The organism is Oceanobacillus oncorhynchi, from assembly GCF_000821065.1.
Classification (GTDB): Bacteria; Bacillota; Bacilli; order Bacillales; family Amphibacillaceae; genus Oceanobacillus; species Oceanobacillus oncorhynchi.
This window is the reverse complement of sequence record NZ_CDGG01000001.1, coordinates 751073-767643: the sequence shown is the minus strand read 5'-3', so window position 1 is coordinate 767643 and position 16571 is coordinate 751073. Positions and strand designations below refer to the sequence as shown.

Annotated in this window: 16 protein-coding genes and 1 pseudogene; 2 read left to right on the top strand and 15 right to left on the bottom strand. The window is 36.5% G+C overall.

What is annotated here, in order from left to right; genetic code table 11:
• Positions 1-25: 25 nt before the first annotated feature.
• The gene (locus BN997_RS03495) at positions 26-1645 is read left to right on the top strand and encodes an amidohydrolase (protein WP_042529712.1); all 1620 of its coding nucleotides are present in this window, start codon (positions 26-28) and stop codon (positions 1643-1645) included.
• 196 nt (positions 1646-1841) lie between these two features.
• Here BN997_RS03495 and BN997_RS03490 read toward each other — a convergent pair whose 3' ends face one another.
• Positions 1842-2144 (bottom strand): hypothetical protein, encoded by a 303-nt coding sequence (locus tag BN997_RS03490; protein ID WP_042529710.1) that lies wholly within the window; start codon positions 2142-2144, stop codon positions 1842-1844.
• 539 nt (positions 2145-2683) lie between these two features.
• Here BN997_RS03490 and BN997_RS03485 point away from each other — a divergent pair.
• Entirely contained in the window at positions 2684-3913 is a 1230-nt protein-coding gene (locus BN997_RS03485) for an IS4 family transposase (RefSeq protein ID WP_052484848.1), read from the top strand.
• Positions 3914-4058: 145 nt separating this feature from the next.
• Here the strand turns inward: BN997_RS03485 and BN997_RS23060 are convergent, their stop codons facing one another.
• From BN997_RS23060 to BN997_RS03415, 14 genes and pseudogenes are all read right to left on the bottom strand, one after another.
• A complete protein-coding gene (locus BN997_RS23060) occupies positions 4059-4229 on the bottom strand; it encodes a hypothetical protein (RefSeq protein ID WP_175296997.1) in 171 nt (56 codons plus the stop codon).
• Positions 4230-4393: 164 nt separating this feature from the next.
• Positions 4394-4819, bottom strand: a pseudogene (locus tag BN997_RS03475) (group II intron reverse transcriptase/maturase); the annotation flags it as partial.
• 991 nt (positions 4820-5810) lie between these two features.
• Positions 5811-6554, bottom strand: coding sequence for an HAD family hydrolase (locus BN997_RS22085; RefSeq protein ID WP_052484888.1), 744 nt, complete (start codon positions 6552-6554; stop codon positions 5811-5813).
• 38 nt (positions 6555-6592) lie between these two features.
• Positions 6593-7744, bottom strand: coding sequence for a YhfX family PLP-dependent enzyme (locus BN997_RS03465; RefSeq protein WP_042529704.1), 1152 nt, complete (start codon positions 7742-7744; stop codon positions 6593-6595).
• A 15-nt stretch (positions 7745-7759) separates the two neighbouring features.
• On the bottom strand, positions 7760-8971 hold the full coding sequence (locus BN997_RS03460; protein ID WP_042529702.1) for a phosphopentomutase: 1212 nt from the start codon (positions 8969-8971) through the stop codon (positions 7760-7762).
• Positions 8972-9026: 55 nt separating this feature from the next.
• Positions 9027-10133 carry an aminotransferase class V-fold PLP-dependent enzyme gene (locus BN997_RS03455; protein ID WP_042529700.1) on the bottom strand — a complete coding sequence of 369 codons (1107 nt, stop codon included), beginning with the start codon at positions 10131-10133 and terminating at the stop codon, positions 9027-9029.
• A gap of 10 nt (positions 10134-10143) precedes the next feature.
• Entirely contained in the window at positions 10144-11019 is an 876-nt protein-coding gene (locus tag BN997_RS03450) for a phosphotriesterase family protein (RefSeq protein WP_042529698.1), read from the bottom strand.
• Positions 11020-11136: 117 nt separating this feature from the next.
• Positions 11137-12429, bottom strand: coding sequence for a YhfT family protein (locus tag BN997_RS03445; RefSeq protein ID WP_042529696.1), 1293 nt, complete (start codon positions 12427-12429; stop codon positions 11137-11139).
• A gap of 21 nt (positions 12430-12450) precedes the next feature.
• Positions 12451-12813: a DUF2620 family protein gene (locus tag BN997_RS03440; protein ID WP_042529694.1), complete on the bottom strand. Its 363-nt coding sequence runs from the start codon at positions 12811-12813 to the stop codon at positions 12451-12453.
• A 12-nt stretch (positions 12814-12825) separates the two neighbouring features.
• Positions 12826-13191 carry a PRD domain-containing protein gene (locus BN997_RS03435; protein WP_042529692.1) on the bottom strand — a complete coding sequence of 122 codons (366 nt, stop codon included), beginning with the start codon at positions 13189-13191 and terminating at the stop codon, positions 12826-12828.
• Between the two features lie 56 nt (positions 13192-13247).
• Positions 13248-14327, bottom strand: coding sequence for a GntR family transcriptional regulator YhfZ (yhfZ, locus tag BN997_RS03430; RefSeq protein ID WP_244882327.1), 1080 nt, complete (start codon positions 14325-14327; stop codon positions 13248-13250).
• A 9-nt stretch (positions 14328-14336) separates the two neighbouring features.
• Complete coding sequence (gene cas2 / locus BN997_RS03425; RefSeq protein WP_042529688.1) at positions 14337-14594, bottom strand: CRISPR-associated endonuclease Cas2; 258 nt, start codon at positions 14592-14594, stop codon at positions 14337-14339.
• A 276-nt stretch (positions 14595-14870) separates the two neighbouring features.
• The gene (locus tag BN997_RS03420) at positions 14871-15518 is read right to left on the bottom strand and encodes a hypothetical protein (protein WP_139088999.1); all 648 of its coding nucleotides are present in this window, start codon (positions 15516-15518) and stop codon (positions 14871-14873) included.
• 285 nt (positions 15519-15803) lie between these two features.
• Positions 15804-16568, bottom strand: coding sequence for an SDR family oxidoreductase (locus BN997_RS03415; RefSeq protein WP_042529685.1), 765 nt, complete (start codon positions 16566-16568; stop codon positions 15804-15806).
• Positions 16569-16571 lie beyond the last annotated feature (3 nt).

The window sequence follows — 16571 nt, the reverse complement described above, 5'->3', positions numbered from 1 at the left end:
AGCGAAATAAGGAGTGAAATCTGCAATGCAAAAATTATATTATGGCGGCAATATCATTACGATGACTGGAGAGAATGACAACGCCGAAGCAGTGTTAGTAAAAAATGGGGTTATCAAAAAGCAAGGCAGCCTAGCAGAAGTGAAACAAGCAGCCAGCCCTCAGGCAGAAAGCATTGATTTACAAGGAAATACCCTGATGCCTGCCTTTATCGACCCACATGGTCACGTTTCGATGGTTGGTCATTTTTCATTGATGGCTGATTTAAGTGAATGCGATAATTTTGATGAAGTAATTCAAGCACTAAAAGCATATATTCAGGAAAAAGAATTAAAAAAAGGCGATATTGTCGTCGGATGCGGGTATGATCATAATTTTCTTGCAGAAAACAGACATCCAACGAAAGAGATATTGAATCAAGTATCCACGGAGCATCCTATTTTGATTTTACATGCTTCCGGCCACTTAGGCTGCACGAATGATTTGGGATTACAGGCAGCAGGCATAAACGAGCACACTTCCGACCCGGAAGGCGGTACAATCGGCCGGGTTGCAGGTACAAATGAGCCAAATGGCTATTTAGAAGAAAATGCCGTGATGGGATTACAGAAAACCCTTTTTAAAGATGTGAAACGGGATGAGTTCAAACTGGCAGAGTATGCCCAGAATGAATATATCAAAAATGGAATTGCAACCGTTCAGGACGGCGCATCATCCAAAGAGATTATTGACTTATTCAAAGCCTTGGCCCAGCAGCAAAAGCTAAAAATCGATGTGGTCGCCTACCCCGTATTTGATGCAGAGCCGAAAAAGCTGATGGAAGAAAATAAAGATTATGCCAAAAAATATCAGAACCGCTTTAAAATCGGCGGATATAAAATGTTTTTAGACGGGTCCCCTCAAGGGAAAACAGCTTGGCTGACAGAACCTTATGAGGGCGAAGAAACCTACCTGGGATATCCATGGTTCAAGGACGAACAGGTCAAACAATATACCGATGCAGCAGTCAACGATGGCGTGCAGCTATTAACACACTGTAATGGAGATGCCGCTTCTGATCAGCTGTTACGGAACTACCAAGCATCACTGGAAGAATCCAATCATCCAGATAAAGAGAATCTAAGACCTGTGATGATACATTGCCAGACCGTAAGAAACGACCAATTGGATACCATGGCCGGCTTATCGATGATCCCCTCCATCTTCGTCGCGCACACGTATTACTGGGGAGATGTCCATCTAAAAAATCTTGGCGACAAGCGCGGACGCCGCATCAGCCCGGCAAGATCCGCATATGACCGTGGTCTGTGCGTGAACTTCCATCAGGACGCACCTATCGTCAAACCGGACATGCTGCATACGATTTGGTGTGCGGTGAATAGACAAACGAGAAATGGTGTGAGCATCGGGCCCGAGGAATGTATCAGTGTCTATGAGGCGTTGAAGGCTGTCACGATTAATGCCGCGTATCAATATTTTGAAGAGGATGATAAAGGGAGCTTGGAAGATGGGAAAGTTGCCGATTTGGTGATTTTGGATCAGAATCCGATGAAGGTGGATACGATGGATATTCGTGATATTCAAGTTTTGGAGACGATTAAGGATGGGGAGACGATTTATCGGAGTGAGGTTCGTACTGTTCGATAGTTAAGGGTTTTTAGGTTAGGAATGCAATAGAGCGAAGCAACCAAACAGGAATTAGAAAGAATCCTGCTCCCCTCTTTTCGACCTTTATATGTTTTAGGATAACTATCTATTTATATATTGGATTTCAAAAAAGAAACTCCGCTGAGATTATATCAGCGGAGTTTCTTTTTAAAATACCAGCCAGCTAGCTTCACTATTATAATCCTAAAGCTGTTATTATAGTGGATAAAGCAGCTGTACTATTCAAACCTCTCTCTATCCAGTTCAAATACTTATTTGCTTCTTTTTTATCTTCATTTATTAAAGATTCTTGAAATTTATCATAAAACAACATATTTTGTTCCTTACTTATTTCATCTTTTGAATGCAGTCTAATTTCTTTTTCTAGTGCTTCTAAATCTGACTTGTCTATGGAATATTTTTCAATAATTTCACTTTGAATGTTCACATTATCCAAGTTGGAATGATTAAAACTGTTACTAATCTGCTTATTTCCCATATGAACACTTCCTTCAAAATGATTGATGATGATATTTGGCGAGTTCTCTTTTAATACTTCTAACTGTTCTCCACTAAAATTACTAATCCAATCAGGATTAAAACGTTCCTTTTCTTGTTTTAAAGCTGAGGGGTGGAAACTTGCGTGCTCATTAGAGTTTTTTTTTCAGCATTTTTTCTTCTTATATATTCTTTGTAAGAAGGATTCAAGTCAAATCGCGGGAATATATCTTTTTCATTCAATACAAATTCAGTCCCACATCTGGGACAACTTAGCGCTTCTTCTTCAAACTTTTGATAGTCATTAATTTCTCCAATCGTTTGATGACAATCAAAATCGGGGCATCTAACTTCCCACTTAAGATATAATTCATCTACTTTTACTCACTAGCGTTGCATAAAGTTTTTAACCAAAAGTCAAGAAAAACAATATATTGGAAAATTAGGAATAATGGGAGTTTTCAATACAAATATCCATAAAAAAACCTTATAATAAGGGAATGGTAGTCCTGTCCAAATCCCAAATTATAAGGAGCTCGTATGGACAATCATACCATAAAAACAGTATTCAAGGAATACATTCATCCATTAGATTCAAAAGTGATTCAAAAAATGATCGATAACGCGGAAATTGATAAGTATGTTAAAAAGTTTGATGCACTTACATTTATCAACGCATTTATTTATGCGCAGATGAAGCAGCTGGATAATCTACAGCGGATTAGTGATACGATTACACGCAAGAAAACTGTTCAAAGACTGGTAGGCATAGAAAGCATCAGTAAATCCCAGCTTTCTCGGAAGAATAGTGAGATGCCGCCTGCCATTTTCCAGGCTATTCTGCATCATTTGATTCAACAAATACACCAGCTGCTTGGGCCTCAAAAGGCAGATAAAGCACTTGGAGAACTGCATTTGATTGATTCATCCACCATTTCTATGTGTTTGAGTCAATACGAATGGGCAGATTTTCGGGAGACCAAGTCGGGCGTGAAGATGCATACGTCCATTGTCTTTTGCGATGGCGTCTCCTATCCAAATGAAGTAATCGTTACCCCTGCAAGACCGGCAGACGAAACACAGCTGGATGCATTGATTGTACCGGATAAAAACGTGCTTCATGTATTTGACCGGGGCTATTTTAACTTTACAACGTTTGATGCCTATTGTGCAGAAGGCATTCGGTTTGTGACACGCATCAAAACCAATACGGTTGTTAAGGTTATAGAAGAATTATCTATTGACCCTTCTTCTCCAATTACCCGTCACGCCGTCGTAAACATTGGAAAGATGAAGCATCCAGTACAATTAGTAGAGACGGTAGACAGTAAAGGAAATGAGATTCGAATCATTTGTAATGACGCCAAAGTGAATGCACAAGAAATCAGTGATCTTTATCGCAACAGGTGGCAGATCGAATTATTTTTCAAGTGGGTTAAGCAGCATTTAGTAATCAAAAAGCTGTACGGAAAAAGTGAAAATGCCGTATATAATCAACTTTTTCTAGCAATGATCACTTTCTGCCTGACCCTGTTAATGAAAATCAACTTAGACTATCGAGGAACCCTGCTGGAAATGTTGAACTGGATTCGTGATTATTGGACAACATCCATGGAACAGTTTATTTCCGACATATTCAAGGGACCAGAACGTACATCCAAAGGGCGACGAAGGCTGGAGCATGAACGAATTTTTGAAGAAACTTTCAAACAATACGAAACAGGAGAAGCTGGTCATTTAGATGATGTAACAATCAACTCAATCATTTAAAAAGTATATAAAATTCAGAAAATGGATGAAGGGCTACCTTGCATACCCATTGTCTTTTTTTAAAATAAGACATTGTCTATATCTGAAAATTACAATAATAAATCAAAATTTACAAAGCATATTGCTTACTTTTGCATTTATTTTTTTATGCAACGCTAGTGACTTTTACTAAATCAATAAGATGTGGAAAAATATCTTTTACAGGAGTATTTACGTATTTAGCTACTGCAGTTGGGTAAAAACTTTTCACTGGAGACATTGCCAGCATTTCAATATATTCAAGAACTTTATCCCTGATTTCATACTGAGCAACCATACGATTCCCTCCTACTTTGCTAAATTTACTATCTATATTATAACGTTTTCTCGAACATATGCAATCATCTGTTCAGTTGCCGGAGTAGCAAAAAATATACTGCGCGATTTCATACCAATTCTAACAGTATATTCTTTTTCTATTCCACCCTCATTAAACCTAAATCTAAAACCGTATGAATGTTTATAAAATCTAGCTTCACATATTGGCTCTAATACTTGTTTGAACATCTGTTGAATTAATCTATCTCTCATTGGAATACCTAATGGGCGTTTCTTGCCATTGGATTTAGGTATTTCAACCCTTCATACCGTTTGAGGTTTATAATTCTTTAATGCTTTTCGAATTTCATCAATATATTCATCAACGTTTTCAATCTTGTATTTATCAATCGTGATGCCATTAGTTCCCGCTGTTTTTGAACCTGTATTCGCTTTGATGTTTCGAAAGGCTAATAAGATATTGTTTTTCGATATGATATGTTCATATAGCCTGAGACCTTTTGTAGCGTTGTTTTTACTTCGTTCATAAAGGTCATCAAATATATCTTGCATACCGTAGTATTCTGTATGTCGTAACGCTGTACTCACCGATGGATTGTATCTCCTTCCTTACGGAAAATCCCAACATCCTAATCGACCCTGTGAGTTTCATTTAGTTGATTTAGTTTTCAAAGACAAGACTTGGGACCATCCTCCACGCTCGTTACACACTTCCACGGTACTATGTCCCTACTTTCGCAAGAATAAAGTCACTTCAATAAATACTTATCTTATAGACCATCCCGATAGTAGTCGTTTAATAATGGATGTTTCTTACTTAAAATCTAGCTTTACATATATCCGTAGGTGCTTCTTTTAAGCAACTCTATATCCTCGTTTGTTAGATATTCCGAAGTTCCTATACACTACTTGTACTTTTCGGTGTTTGACACTGCGTTCACAGCATACGTCTTTCGAACGTATTAATTTCTAGACCCGTACATTCGCAATTTCGTCAGTCCAATTGGACATCCTCACCTTAGATATTTTGTAGCATCCCGGCCTATCATGAACCATATTCTATATAAGCAACTTAGGTTCATTTCAGCCGACTTCACCTAGCTTCATACACATTCTGACTACTACCATTATATGCATGTAGGAGGATCAGATAACCCGTTTCAGCTCAACATGACCGCTTTCATTCCGAGTTTTGATTAATCAGTAGTAATTGCTTGATAGCAATTCTCCTATATCGTGCATTGGCACTTATAAGGAAACGTTTCGCACAGTACATTAATTCACAAACTATATGTCAGCTCATTTATTCCTGAATTAGAGCAATACATGGTTTTCTAAAGGGGTTGTTATGGGATTTATATTTATGAAGGTCCCTGTTTTATGCACTATTAAAGTACATAAAACAGAGACCGATGTTAAAAGTGGTTTTAAAATGGAAAAGTACATACTGGTAAACATGGACACAACCATATCTATATGATATCTCTCATTATATAGGCTATTAACTAGTGCAATTATAAGGCTAAGATTATCTACAGTTAAACCCTAATAATTAATACAGAAAGATAATATTAGTTTTCTAAATATTAAATATCACTTCAAGCGCTCTTGCTACCCCATGATTATCATTATCCTTAACAATCATTTCAGCACTCTTTTTTACATCCTTTGATGCATTCCCCATGGCTACTCCCATTCCGGCAGCCTTTAACATTTCAACATCGTTTATACCATTACCAATCGCAACTACCTCTTCAGGTAATATACATAACTTTTCAATTGCTCGTTCAATGCCCGTCCATTTAGATCCTTTTGGATACACTTCAAGTCTATTATCTTCTTCAAAAACAAATTCTTCAATTACTTCTTTTTTTATTACCCTCCGATATTGAGTACCTGTATAAAGTGCTAATCGGTGCGCATCACAGTTTGTATCAGGTAGATTTACTTTTTCTGCAAATGGCATTAAATGTTCCTCGTATTTAGGATGATTAGAAAGAGATGTTTGATACGAAAAATGTATAAAGGTACCAGCACACCTAATAGTTTTACGGCAAAGATGATGGGCAACATTTGATGGTATTTTCACATCATGGATTAACTCATTATTTAAAAATACAAGACTCCCATTATAGGCAATATAGAGAGAGCATCCAAACTTTTCCCCATAAATTTCAGATGCTTCCACAGACCTTCCTGAAGCTAAGCCAACAATAATTCCTTTCAGTTTAACCTTAGTAATCGCTTCTATAATTTCATCTTCAAGCTGACCTTTGGAATTTAACATGGTACCATCTATATCTATAAAAACCGCTCTATACATATTGTCACTCCCTCGTATTATCAGCTATTCAAATCAAATCAACTGATTAAATTCCCCATAGAATCGTATATTCCTAGAAGTTTAGGACTAGAATCTAGATTTTCGACAATCGCAATTTGTGCTTTTGTAACAAAAATTTGTGTTCGAAATGCATAGATAACCGTGTCACCAACATGTATGTCATTAGTGTTCAATGTTCCATAATAATCTATGTTCGTGGGGTCATTTTCAATAATTGATATTTGGCTTAAACTATTTTTTTTTGATCCGACCAACGCATTCTTCATACCAGAGCGCGGGTAAAATCCACCACCAAATACATAAGCTTTGTTATCATACAGATGAGATACTTCCGAAACATAGACCATTGCTGGTTTTTCTGCCAAGTCTTCCGAAGCATGTAATGGAGTTGTCCCTGTCAATGCATGACCAGGTTCCGCTTGTGACGCACCACTTTCCTTTAATAATTTCATCGTTACAGTAGAAGTGGCACTGGGCATATTCATTACAAGATTTTTATGGCCTCTGTTAATCAAATATGATTTTGCACGTTGCATAGAAGTTACATTTGTTGTAATGGAGGGTATGTTATCTTGTATTAAAATACAAGGGAAACTGGTTAAACCACCGATTTTAATGCCCCCTAACTCTTCCAGTTTTTCAATTTCCGCTACTAAATTTTCAAATGTAAATCCACCCTCTTGACCGTTATATATATAATCATCTTTATTTGCCATCCGAATAAATATCTTTTGTTTTTTGCCTTGTTGGATAGCAATATCACTTATATTTCGGGCATTTTCATAGCTAAAAACAGTAATAAAATCAGGGTCAAGATTTAATATCGTTGGTATCATATTTTTAGGAATTTGTACGAGATGCCCAACATGCCCAATCTTAATCCCATTTTTATGAAGTGTAATGGCTTCCCAAGGATCTACCGCAACTGCTTTTTCAATCCCAGCTTCAACAATTGCTTGTGCCACTAATGGATTTCGACCAAATTGTTTTGTCATGAATAATAATTCAATATCCTTTTTTTTGGCTTCTAGCGACAAAACCTTAGCATTATTCTGTACAGCATCCAGGTCAAGTACATACGTATTCGGGGTAATCACTCCTAGTTGATGAAGCTCCACTGATGTTTCTATTAATTTCCGATTGCGGTTTTTTGTCACTTCTAAAAACATTTACCTTTCTCCTCTCTACTTTTGTTGCAATAATGGAAGAAAAGATGTTCCATTTTCTGTTTCACTTAACCTCAAATAATCTGCAGCTGTTGCAGCAATATCTGATAATGTTTTTCGTTCGCCTATATGTGTTGGTGATAGTTGTTTATGATAGGCTAAAAGATACGTTTTTTCCCTTGTATGTTGGTTATGTCCTATTGTAGGATCATTCCCATGATCAGCACTCATAATTAATAGGTCCTGCTCGGTCATTTTTTCAAGTAATTTGGGTAAATAGTTGTCTACCACTTCAATACGATCTGCATATCGTGTTGGATTCTGTGCATGACCTGCTAAATCCGTTTCTTGTACTGTTGCGGCTATAACACCATTTTCCACACTGTCCATTTCATTTAAAATATTCTTCATAACTTGCTCAGTATCAACGCCAGGGAATTTATTTGCCCCTTCACAATAAATAACATCCTGCATTTTTCCTACAAGAGAAACATCGTGCCCAGCTTTTATTGCCAACGTAGGTAGCTGGAATTCCGAAGAAATACCAAATCCTAAATGACGTACTTGATATCCTTGTTTATATACATTAGATTTCGGAGAATTCACCCCTACTAACCCATCTTCTCTTCTTTCCACTGATTTCTGTAAGTGTTCTGGAGTTACATTTTCTCCACCAAGTGCAATTACACGATTGACTCTAACATTATTGCGTACACATTGACCAACTTTTAACACTTCATCAAATGGAATATAATTCAGTGGTGCACTTACATTGTAAATTTGCCCGTAATCTGTTTCTATATTATCGGCAACAATCACTAGATCATTTACTAATAAATATGGTAATTCAGGGTTTGGGGAAATAACTTTGTACCCTTCTTTTTCAAGAGCATGTTTTACTTCATCCATATTTTTAACAAATGGGGCCCTATATGCTTTCTTAGGTTTTGTTCCCATAATCTCATTATGACCTTCAAAACTGTCTGCTCCTTGATGCATTAAGTTCAAAACGCCGTAACTTGCAATATTATTTATATCTTTTAATGTAGCATGATTTAAAATTTTATTGATACCTAAACTTTCTATGGTTGGTATTTTTAAAGCTGGTACTGTATCTATTATATGACGGAATGTGTTCGCTCCAACATCTTGGGGATGGTAGTCTTTTGCGTCGTCCATATAACCGACACCTAAACTATCCAAAATTAAAATTATAACTCTTTTTTTCATGATAAATTTTCACCCCTTCGTATTTATCCTGTAAGCATGGTAGGTCTATATATAACTAATAACTTTCTTTTGCTCGTTGAATAGATAATGTTAGGATTCTTTTAATTGTTTCAGCACCACTTCGTAATGGGTTAATACGAATCATTTTATCGGCCAAAGTTTGATCTGAAGCTAGGAAAGTACCCGATACTCTATAAAACATTGGTACAAATTCATATTTTGATTCAGCACCTACTGGATTAGGTGTTGCACCTAATTCGTTTGCATGATATAGTACTTTTTCAGCAATTGGCTCGTTAAACTCTACAAGCAATACTTTCGATTGGGCATTTGCAAGATAGGCATTTTTTACGCCTTCTATGACCCCTTTATTAAGCATAGTAACCAACTGATTATTTACGCTTGCTTGTATTGCCAACATTACCGGAGCATAGACTAGACCACGTAAAGCTTCTATTGCCTCGTATCCTTGAACTTGGCTACCACCAGAGTAATTTTCCTTTTCTATTTTATCGATTAAAGCTGCCTTTCCAAGTATTAACCCTACACCTTCAGGACCTAGAAGTTTGAACAATGAAAAAGTCGATAAGTCGCTTCCAACTTGAGTTCCAATACTTTCTACCTTCATTGCTGCATAGTTATCATCGGTAACTATAGTTACAGACGGATTTGCCGAACGAATAGCTTTAATAGTTTCGGCCAAATCATAATGATCATCTATTTTTTGACGGGTATGTTGAATGAGCATACCCTTTATTTTAGGGTTTGCTTTAATGATTTCGATCATTTTATCATAATTATGAAAATCAACTTTTATAGGTTCAACACCCATCATTTCTAATGTTGTTTTACTCGTTGGATAAATAGGAGCATCATGAACAAGTATTTGATCACCTGGCTTCAGAAAACTCATAAACCCAAATCTTAACGCTCCTGTACCAGCACCACGAACGAACATCGCTCTTTCTACTCCAAAATATTCAGCTAATGTTTCCTCTACTCTTTTCGTATATTTTGGCTTATTTAACCCTTTTACCACACCTAAATCACCAAGTGAGAGTATTTCATCCCCGCGGAAATGTTTAGTAATAACATCAATTAAATAAAATTGCTTTCTTTGTGCTTCTTCCATGGACAGACTATTTAATGGGTATGCTTGCATAGTATTCGCCTCAATCATTCATAAAAGTAAGTGGGTTTTTTACTAACATTTTTTCAATTGATTCATCCGTGACTCCATAAGAGTTCAACAACGGAATAAATGAATCTAATAAAAAGCTATATCCTAACCCGTCTCTATATTCTAAGTGTGATTTTCTAGTTATATCCATAGATAAAAATACACGATCAATGTAACCTGCATCTTGTATTTTCTTTAATATTTCCGCACGAATACGATCTGGCATATAGCTTTCTTTTCCAATTGTATCAAACTCCACATATACTCCGTCTCTCAACATTTGCAAAATATAATCTGCATCACTTGTTAGATCCACATGACCAATCACTACTTTATTTAAATCAACTTTACGCTCTTTAAAAAAGGCAACTTGCTCATGTCCTAATGTACCAATAGAAGTGTGGGTAGTAATCGGTTTATTCGTCTCTTTATGAGCAATTACTACAGCTTCAAAAACCTTTCTTTCCGTATCCGTCCATTTATTGTAGCTTGTACCTATTTCTCCTATAATATCAGCTCTTGCCTCCGTTCCTTTTATCCCTTTCTTTATTTCTTCAATCATTCTTTCTGCTAATTGCTCTCTCGTTTCTCTAAAAACCTGAATGGGATAAAATTCATCTTGATAAAAGCCAGTTGAAAAGATAATATTGATCCCACTTTCTTCAGCAACCTTTTGAACAAAAGGAATGTTCCTTCCCATACCAAAATTGGTTACGTCTACTATATTCCGAACACCTTTTTCGTATAGCTTTTTGTACTCCTTGACAGTTTCAGAAAACACATCCAACTGACAGTCCTCAGTTTTTTTCACTTCGGATAGATCGATCGTTGTATGTTCATGCATATACGTAATTCCATTTACTAACATTACAATCACATTCTTTCCTCAGGTTTAATTTTAATGTTGTTTATTCAATATAAAATGAGGACCTCTCCAACGTTGTACTGAAAATTGTTGAAGAGGCTTCCTACATATTTTAATTAACTACCATAAACCTACTAAATGAAGAATATTTACTAAAATACCTAATATAATAACTGCTACTGGACCAACTGCTAATTCCACAAGTGGTTTCTTCGCCAAACGATTTAGTAGGTAAAAACCCATCACCCAAAAGAAACCAATACCAGGAGCAAAGTTTTCCCCAGCCATCGCACTACCTATTAAGATTGCCATCCCTAAAACATCTGCTAATGAGGTACGGATATGCTCTCCCATTTCACGAACACCTGGTAGTTTGTCCATACTTTTCGTAACTACTGATAACAACATTACTTCCGCATACATAACACCTGCTCCAACTACAAAAGCTAATAAGGGAATATCTCTAAATACGAGACCTACAACAAATACTAGAGTGGTCCCAGCCAAACCATATACTCCGGTTACAATTGCAGTCGAAAATACTAATGGAATGAATCCTATAGCACGTGCAAAAGTTGCTATTGCTCCTTCTGTATATTTACCTTCATTAATAAGTGCTTGCGGCATAGCGTCGACAGCTAGAATCAACTGAGCAGATACTAATGCAACAAGTCCTCCCATAAGAGCAAGCAACCAACGGTTTTTTTTAATTTTGTTTACACGTTCTGCAAAAATACTCACCAAATCTGCATTAGTAGATTCATCTCCACCTTTTACTTTAGCAGCATAGTATACCATCATTAACATTCCAACCAATAAAGACATACCTTCAGGACTTAGTGAAATATCATATGAAGCAACAGTAAATGAACCAAATCTAGCAAACAATAAATATGAAATTAAAGTTATAACAGCAGTACTAACAGCTTTTTTAAATCCATGTTGGTAACCGACGGCTACTGCAGGGAAAACTGTAAAAGAGATAATTATTGGATTTCCAACAAGGCTTAATGAGTCTAAGAAATTAACCGGAAGTAGATCAAATAAATCTACTACAAATTGCAATCCTAAACATACACCTATACTATAGGCAGCACCAACCACACCAGAAATAATCATTCCTTTTTTACTATCTGGCGTCCATATACCTATGATATCGGAAGCTAGTAAAATACTATGTGCAATAATAATCGCTGCACCTATAGAAAGAGGTATACCAAATCCGACTATTAAACCAAAGCTTAAAGCAAAGCTAGTAGCTGCTAATTCCTTTCTCGTAATACGCCCCTCCAAATATTCAGGCATGATTGGGCGTAATCCATCATTAAAAACAGCTACTCCTCGATTAACAAGAATTGAACCTATTGCCCCAACAGAGGCAATAGATATAAGTTGAAAAATTGTGAATTCCAAACTCCCCACTCCCTTATATTTTTATTTATTTAGTAATGCAGGAATCAAATCATTTAAAACGTTTTTACTAGATGGAGCTGTAAAACCAAACGCTACTTTTCCACTATTTACTTCTGCTACAATTTCCTCTGTGCTTTTTATTGTACTTGGTGATGATAAGGATACACAGTTGTCACGACCTAATAATGCTAATGCCATCGCAAGTGCACCACCGGAACCGGTTTCACAAGCACCCACATAATAATCCGCCTGTTTATTTTTCATCGCCATAACAGCATCCAGGTCACTTTTCACTGTAACCTCGACTTTATTTCCACCTAATTCTTTTATTTGTTGTTCAATTGCTTTCTTATTTAATTGACCACCTATTACAATTTTAATCATGATAAAATCCTCCTATTTATTATTTTCAATTACTCCATGTAAGTGAAGATAGAAAAAGTCCCGTTCTTCTTTCGGTAGTTTCTGATTTAATTGAGCATTTACAAAAGAGATTATTTCTTCAATATCATCTTTATATGGGGTTTGGTTTATTTCCTTCATAATATTTTCAGAAGGTCCCTCCAATGTTTCACCCCTTTCGATTCTAGTTAAAGCCATACACAAATGTGTCCAAAACATATCTGAACCATCTAATGACTGTTTCTTATACTTGCCTGATAAATAATCAAAGGTTTTATTGCTAACATCATACGCAATGTTTGTTATAGTCTCTGTTTCTAATAAGATATTTAACTTTATTTTCATTTCTTGTTTTTCCAATTCCCTAACCTCCAATCTACTGTATATAGTATATTCATAATAAGAAATAATTTCCTTTAATAACGAGGTATTATTTCTCCTCTTTCCACACTTTTCTGAATTTGAAGTATTCTGTCCTTTTCGACTGAATTCCACTTTTCTTTCATTTCTTCTTCTCTATCACTGTCAATAATAATTACTGCTTCTGATGTATCTTTAGACATTTTCCGTGCCTCTGGCGATTGGAGTGAAATAGATTTAAAAGTTTGAATCATTTTTTTTTCGTCTACATTCCAAATAGTCGCATCTATTTCCTTAGCCTGTAACTTATCAAATAGTTGCATATAATTCACATCAACAAATTGAACGTTTCTACCCTTGAATTCCGCTAGTGTTAATTGCATCTGGTCAAGGGACTCCCTGTCAACTCCAACCTTCATACCCTCTTGAACTCCAGGATGCTCTGAGCCAACTAGGAAAACTTTGTGAGAAGAAACATAGCTATTCGCTCCTAGACTTTCTAGTATTTTAAGATTAGGATATTTGGATAATGTAGCATTTGCGGTCATCTTGGAAACAACTGCATAATCACATCTCTTTGTTCGCAGCGCCTCAACTCGATTTGCCCCACCTCTCATATAGATCAAGTTGACTCTTTTCCCAACAGTTTCAAAAGCTTCTACTATTCCACTAGCCAAACCTTCATACTTTCTTGAATAAGGTAGTGGCATCGAACCAATTAATGGTGCAATTCCTGCAATTTCAAGCAATATATCATCATCTTTCCACATTAAATAGGTACCTAGATGCCCTCTTGCTTCTAACTTAATCGCTTTCATCTCTTCTAGTAAACGTAGAGCATGCTGAACTGTCCCTCTACCTATGGACAATGTATCACTATAATCAGAGACACGAGGTATCTTTTCCCCTTTTTCTAATTCAATCAACACTTTTGCTATCTTTTTTGCCGCTAAACCATTTTTCGAATAAAACTTTTCCCACATTTGCAACTTCCTTCTATAATATACTATATTTTGTATACTGTTATTATAAGCGCTTTCAATTACTTTTGCAAGAGGTAAATTTATTTTTTTAAGTTTACCGCTTTTCTCTTTGTAAAATAAATTTAAAGATGATTTATGGATTAAACAAAGCAATTATGAAATTCATTCACCTAATAATAAGCGCATCCGCTCATATTGTTTTTCTGTCACAAGCAGCCGCTCTAATAGATCCTTTGGGCGGTAAATTTCTTCTAACTTTTTCAAACTGTCTTTCCATCGATGTCCATTGCATAATCTGCAGTAGACGGAAAATTGCATCATATCAAAGGCTTCATCAAGCAAATAATTCCTAAAGCGTGTATAATCTCTCCGTTGCTTTTTGGTTTTTACCGGTAAATCAAAAAATAATAGAATTCTCATAAAACCGCTCCTATTCATATTGATGTACCTTTGCCGGAAGCAATGCTGGTAATTTCAGATAAGAATAATCCTGTTGTCGACGGATAGACCTGCGCTTTTCGTAATCATAATATGGCGCCAACTCATAGATTTTTTGCTCCTTTCAATCTATTATCAATTTATCTATCAGTCTCTCCAAATCGACATAAATAGGTACCATCGAATAGCGACCTTCTTTTAAAAACATGTCTACCCGGACAAGATTTCCATTTTTTGCAATTCCACAATTTACTTGTCTCATATGTGAATTCTTTCAACTTCTACCTTTACCCGGCGGATTGGATTTCCTTTGTCTTTCTTGCTTGGTTTGTAAAGCGGTTCAGCAAACGCCTTCTTTTGATTTCCATTGTGCTGAAGAAAACGTGTTTTAATTGCTTCATATGTTGCCGGATCTGTATCCTTATTCACCATCAGAAAATCACCATTTTTATCAAATTTGATATCCTGCAATGCTACACGCTTAACCCCAATTGTTCTTCCTGAATTTTCTTCAACGCCTCCATGCATCATAATGGTTTCTTTATGTGCCAGACCAGTTACGGAATGTCTCGCCATACGTGAGACCATCATGTAATGAGGAAGCGGCTGGTTGGAATTCAATGCCTGAAGAATCTTTTCTGGTCTTGGCCACGTATTTATATGCCCAAATAAATCATCACGAAAATTATCCCAAGGCTGCGGAAAAGCTGGTGCTTTTCTATATTTATTACTTTCTTTCATTCGATGATAATTGGTTATACGATGAATCATGCCATTATCCGTACAAGCTACAACAACAGCGTCGATAGCGTGGTGAAGATGTGTTTTTTCACGATGTTTTTCCAGCCTTTTCAACACCTGCAACAACGATAGATGTATATGGAGATTTGATTCCAAGCAAGCCATCAGAAGCTGCTTATACGAAATGCTTAATACAACAGAAATATTAACATATTGAATAAAAGCAAGCCATCAGCTTTTAAAAGAAAATAGTTTATACTAAAAGGCATGTGCTATTACAAGAGTTATAGATTCTCCAGTACGAAAGATAAAAGTATTAGATTACTATAACTCTATGACAAATAGTTGATGAGCTGACTGTGTAAACATTTGATAAAACTTCCTCATGTATTCTCTATAAATAAACCGAGCAATTATATTTTTAAATGGTTTATTGCTAATCCTCTCAGCTTACTTCATGACAAGCCCGCCGTCTACATAAATCGTTTGCCCTGTCACAAACCTGCTCCAATCAGATGCAAGAAATAAAACCGGGCCCACAACATCATCAGGCCCCGCAATCCTTCCAAGCGGAGTTGCATCTGACAGTTCATCTTTTAATACTTCTTTAGTATGCTTTGTCGCTTCTGTCGGGTAAACCAATCCTGGAGCAATCGCATTCATGCGTATTCCCACTGTACCGAGATCCTTTGCCATGCTTCTTGTATAGCCGATAATTGCTGCTTTTGCAGTCGTATAATCCTGGTAAGGAACAACCGGGTGAGCAACGAGATTAGATGTAATATTGATAATACTTCCCGTTCCAAACTGCTGCATTGATGGTAAAACTCCCTGTACAAGTAAATGTGCTGCTTTCAAACTGCCGTCAAGCTGTGTTTTATAATCCTGCCATTCCATTTCCCATGCTTTTTTTCGATTTTCTGCATCAAAAACATACGGAGCAAAAACATTATTTACGAGAATATCAACTCGTCCAAAAGAGAGCATGGTTTCCTCCACAATCAGCTGAACACCTTCTTCTGTCGCAACATCTGCACCGACAGCAATAGCTTGTCCCCCAACCTTTTCACATGCCTTTACTACTTCCCTGGCAGCTACTTCACTATGACGGTAATTCACAATCACAGAAGCTCCAGAAGCCGCAAATCCTTTCGCAATTGCTGCGCCGATTCCTCTGCTTGACCCGCTCACAATTACTACCTTTTGTTTTAACATACG

Excerpts from the sequence above, each read along its gene's own strand:
- BN997_RS03495 (WP_042529712.1), top strand. The coding sequence starts at position 26 with ATGCAAAAATTATATTATGGCGGCAATATCATTACGATGACTGGAGAG.
- BN997_RS03490 (WP_042529710.1), bottom strand. The coding sequence starts at position 2,144 with ATGGGAAATAAGCAGATTAGTAACAGTTTTAATCATTCCAACTTGGAT.
- BN997_RS03485 (WP_052484848.1), top strand. The coding sequence starts at position 2,684 with ATGGACAATCATACCATAAAAACAGTATTCAAGGAATACATTCATCCA.
- BN997_RS23060 (WP_175296997.1), bottom strand. The coding sequence starts at position 4,229 with ATGGTTGCTCAGTATGAAATCAGGGATAAAGTTCTTGAATATATTGAA.
- BN997_RS22085 (WP_052484888.1), bottom strand. The coding sequence starts at position 6,554 with ATGTATAGAGCGGTTTTTATAGATATAGATGGTACCATGTTAAATTCC.
- BN997_RS03465 (WP_042529704.1), bottom strand. The coding sequence starts at position 7,744 with ATGTTTTTAGAAGTGACAAAAAACCGCAATCGGAAATTAATAGAAACA.
- BN997_RS03460 (WP_042529702.1), bottom strand. The coding sequence starts at position 8,971 with ATGAAAAAAAGAGTTATAATTTTAATTTTGGATAGTTTAGGTGTCGGT.
- BN997_RS03455 (WP_042529700.1), bottom strand. The coding sequence starts at position 10,133 with ATGCAAGCATACCCATTAAATAGTCTGTCCATGGAAGAAGCACAAAGA.
- BN997_RS03450 (WP_042529698.1), bottom strand. The coding sequence starts at position 11,019 with ATGTTAGTAAATGGAATTACGTATATGCATGAACATACAACGATCGAT.
- BN997_RS03440 (WP_042529694.1), bottom strand. The coding sequence starts at position 12,813 with ATGATTAAAATTGTAATAGGTGGTCAATTAAATAAGAAAGCAATTGAA.
- cas2 (WP_042529688.1), bottom strand. The coding sequence starts at position 14,594 with ATGAGAATTCTATTATTTTTTGATTTACCGGTAAAAACCAAAAAGCAA.
- BN997_RS03420 (WP_139088999.1), bottom strand. The coding sequence starts at position 15,518 with ATGGCTTGCTTGGAATCAAATCTCCATATACATCTATCGTTGTTGCAG.
- BN997_RS03415 (WP_042529685.1), bottom strand. The coding sequence starts at position 16,568 with ATGTTAAAACAAAAGGTAGTAATTGTGAGCGGGTCAAGCAGAGGAATC.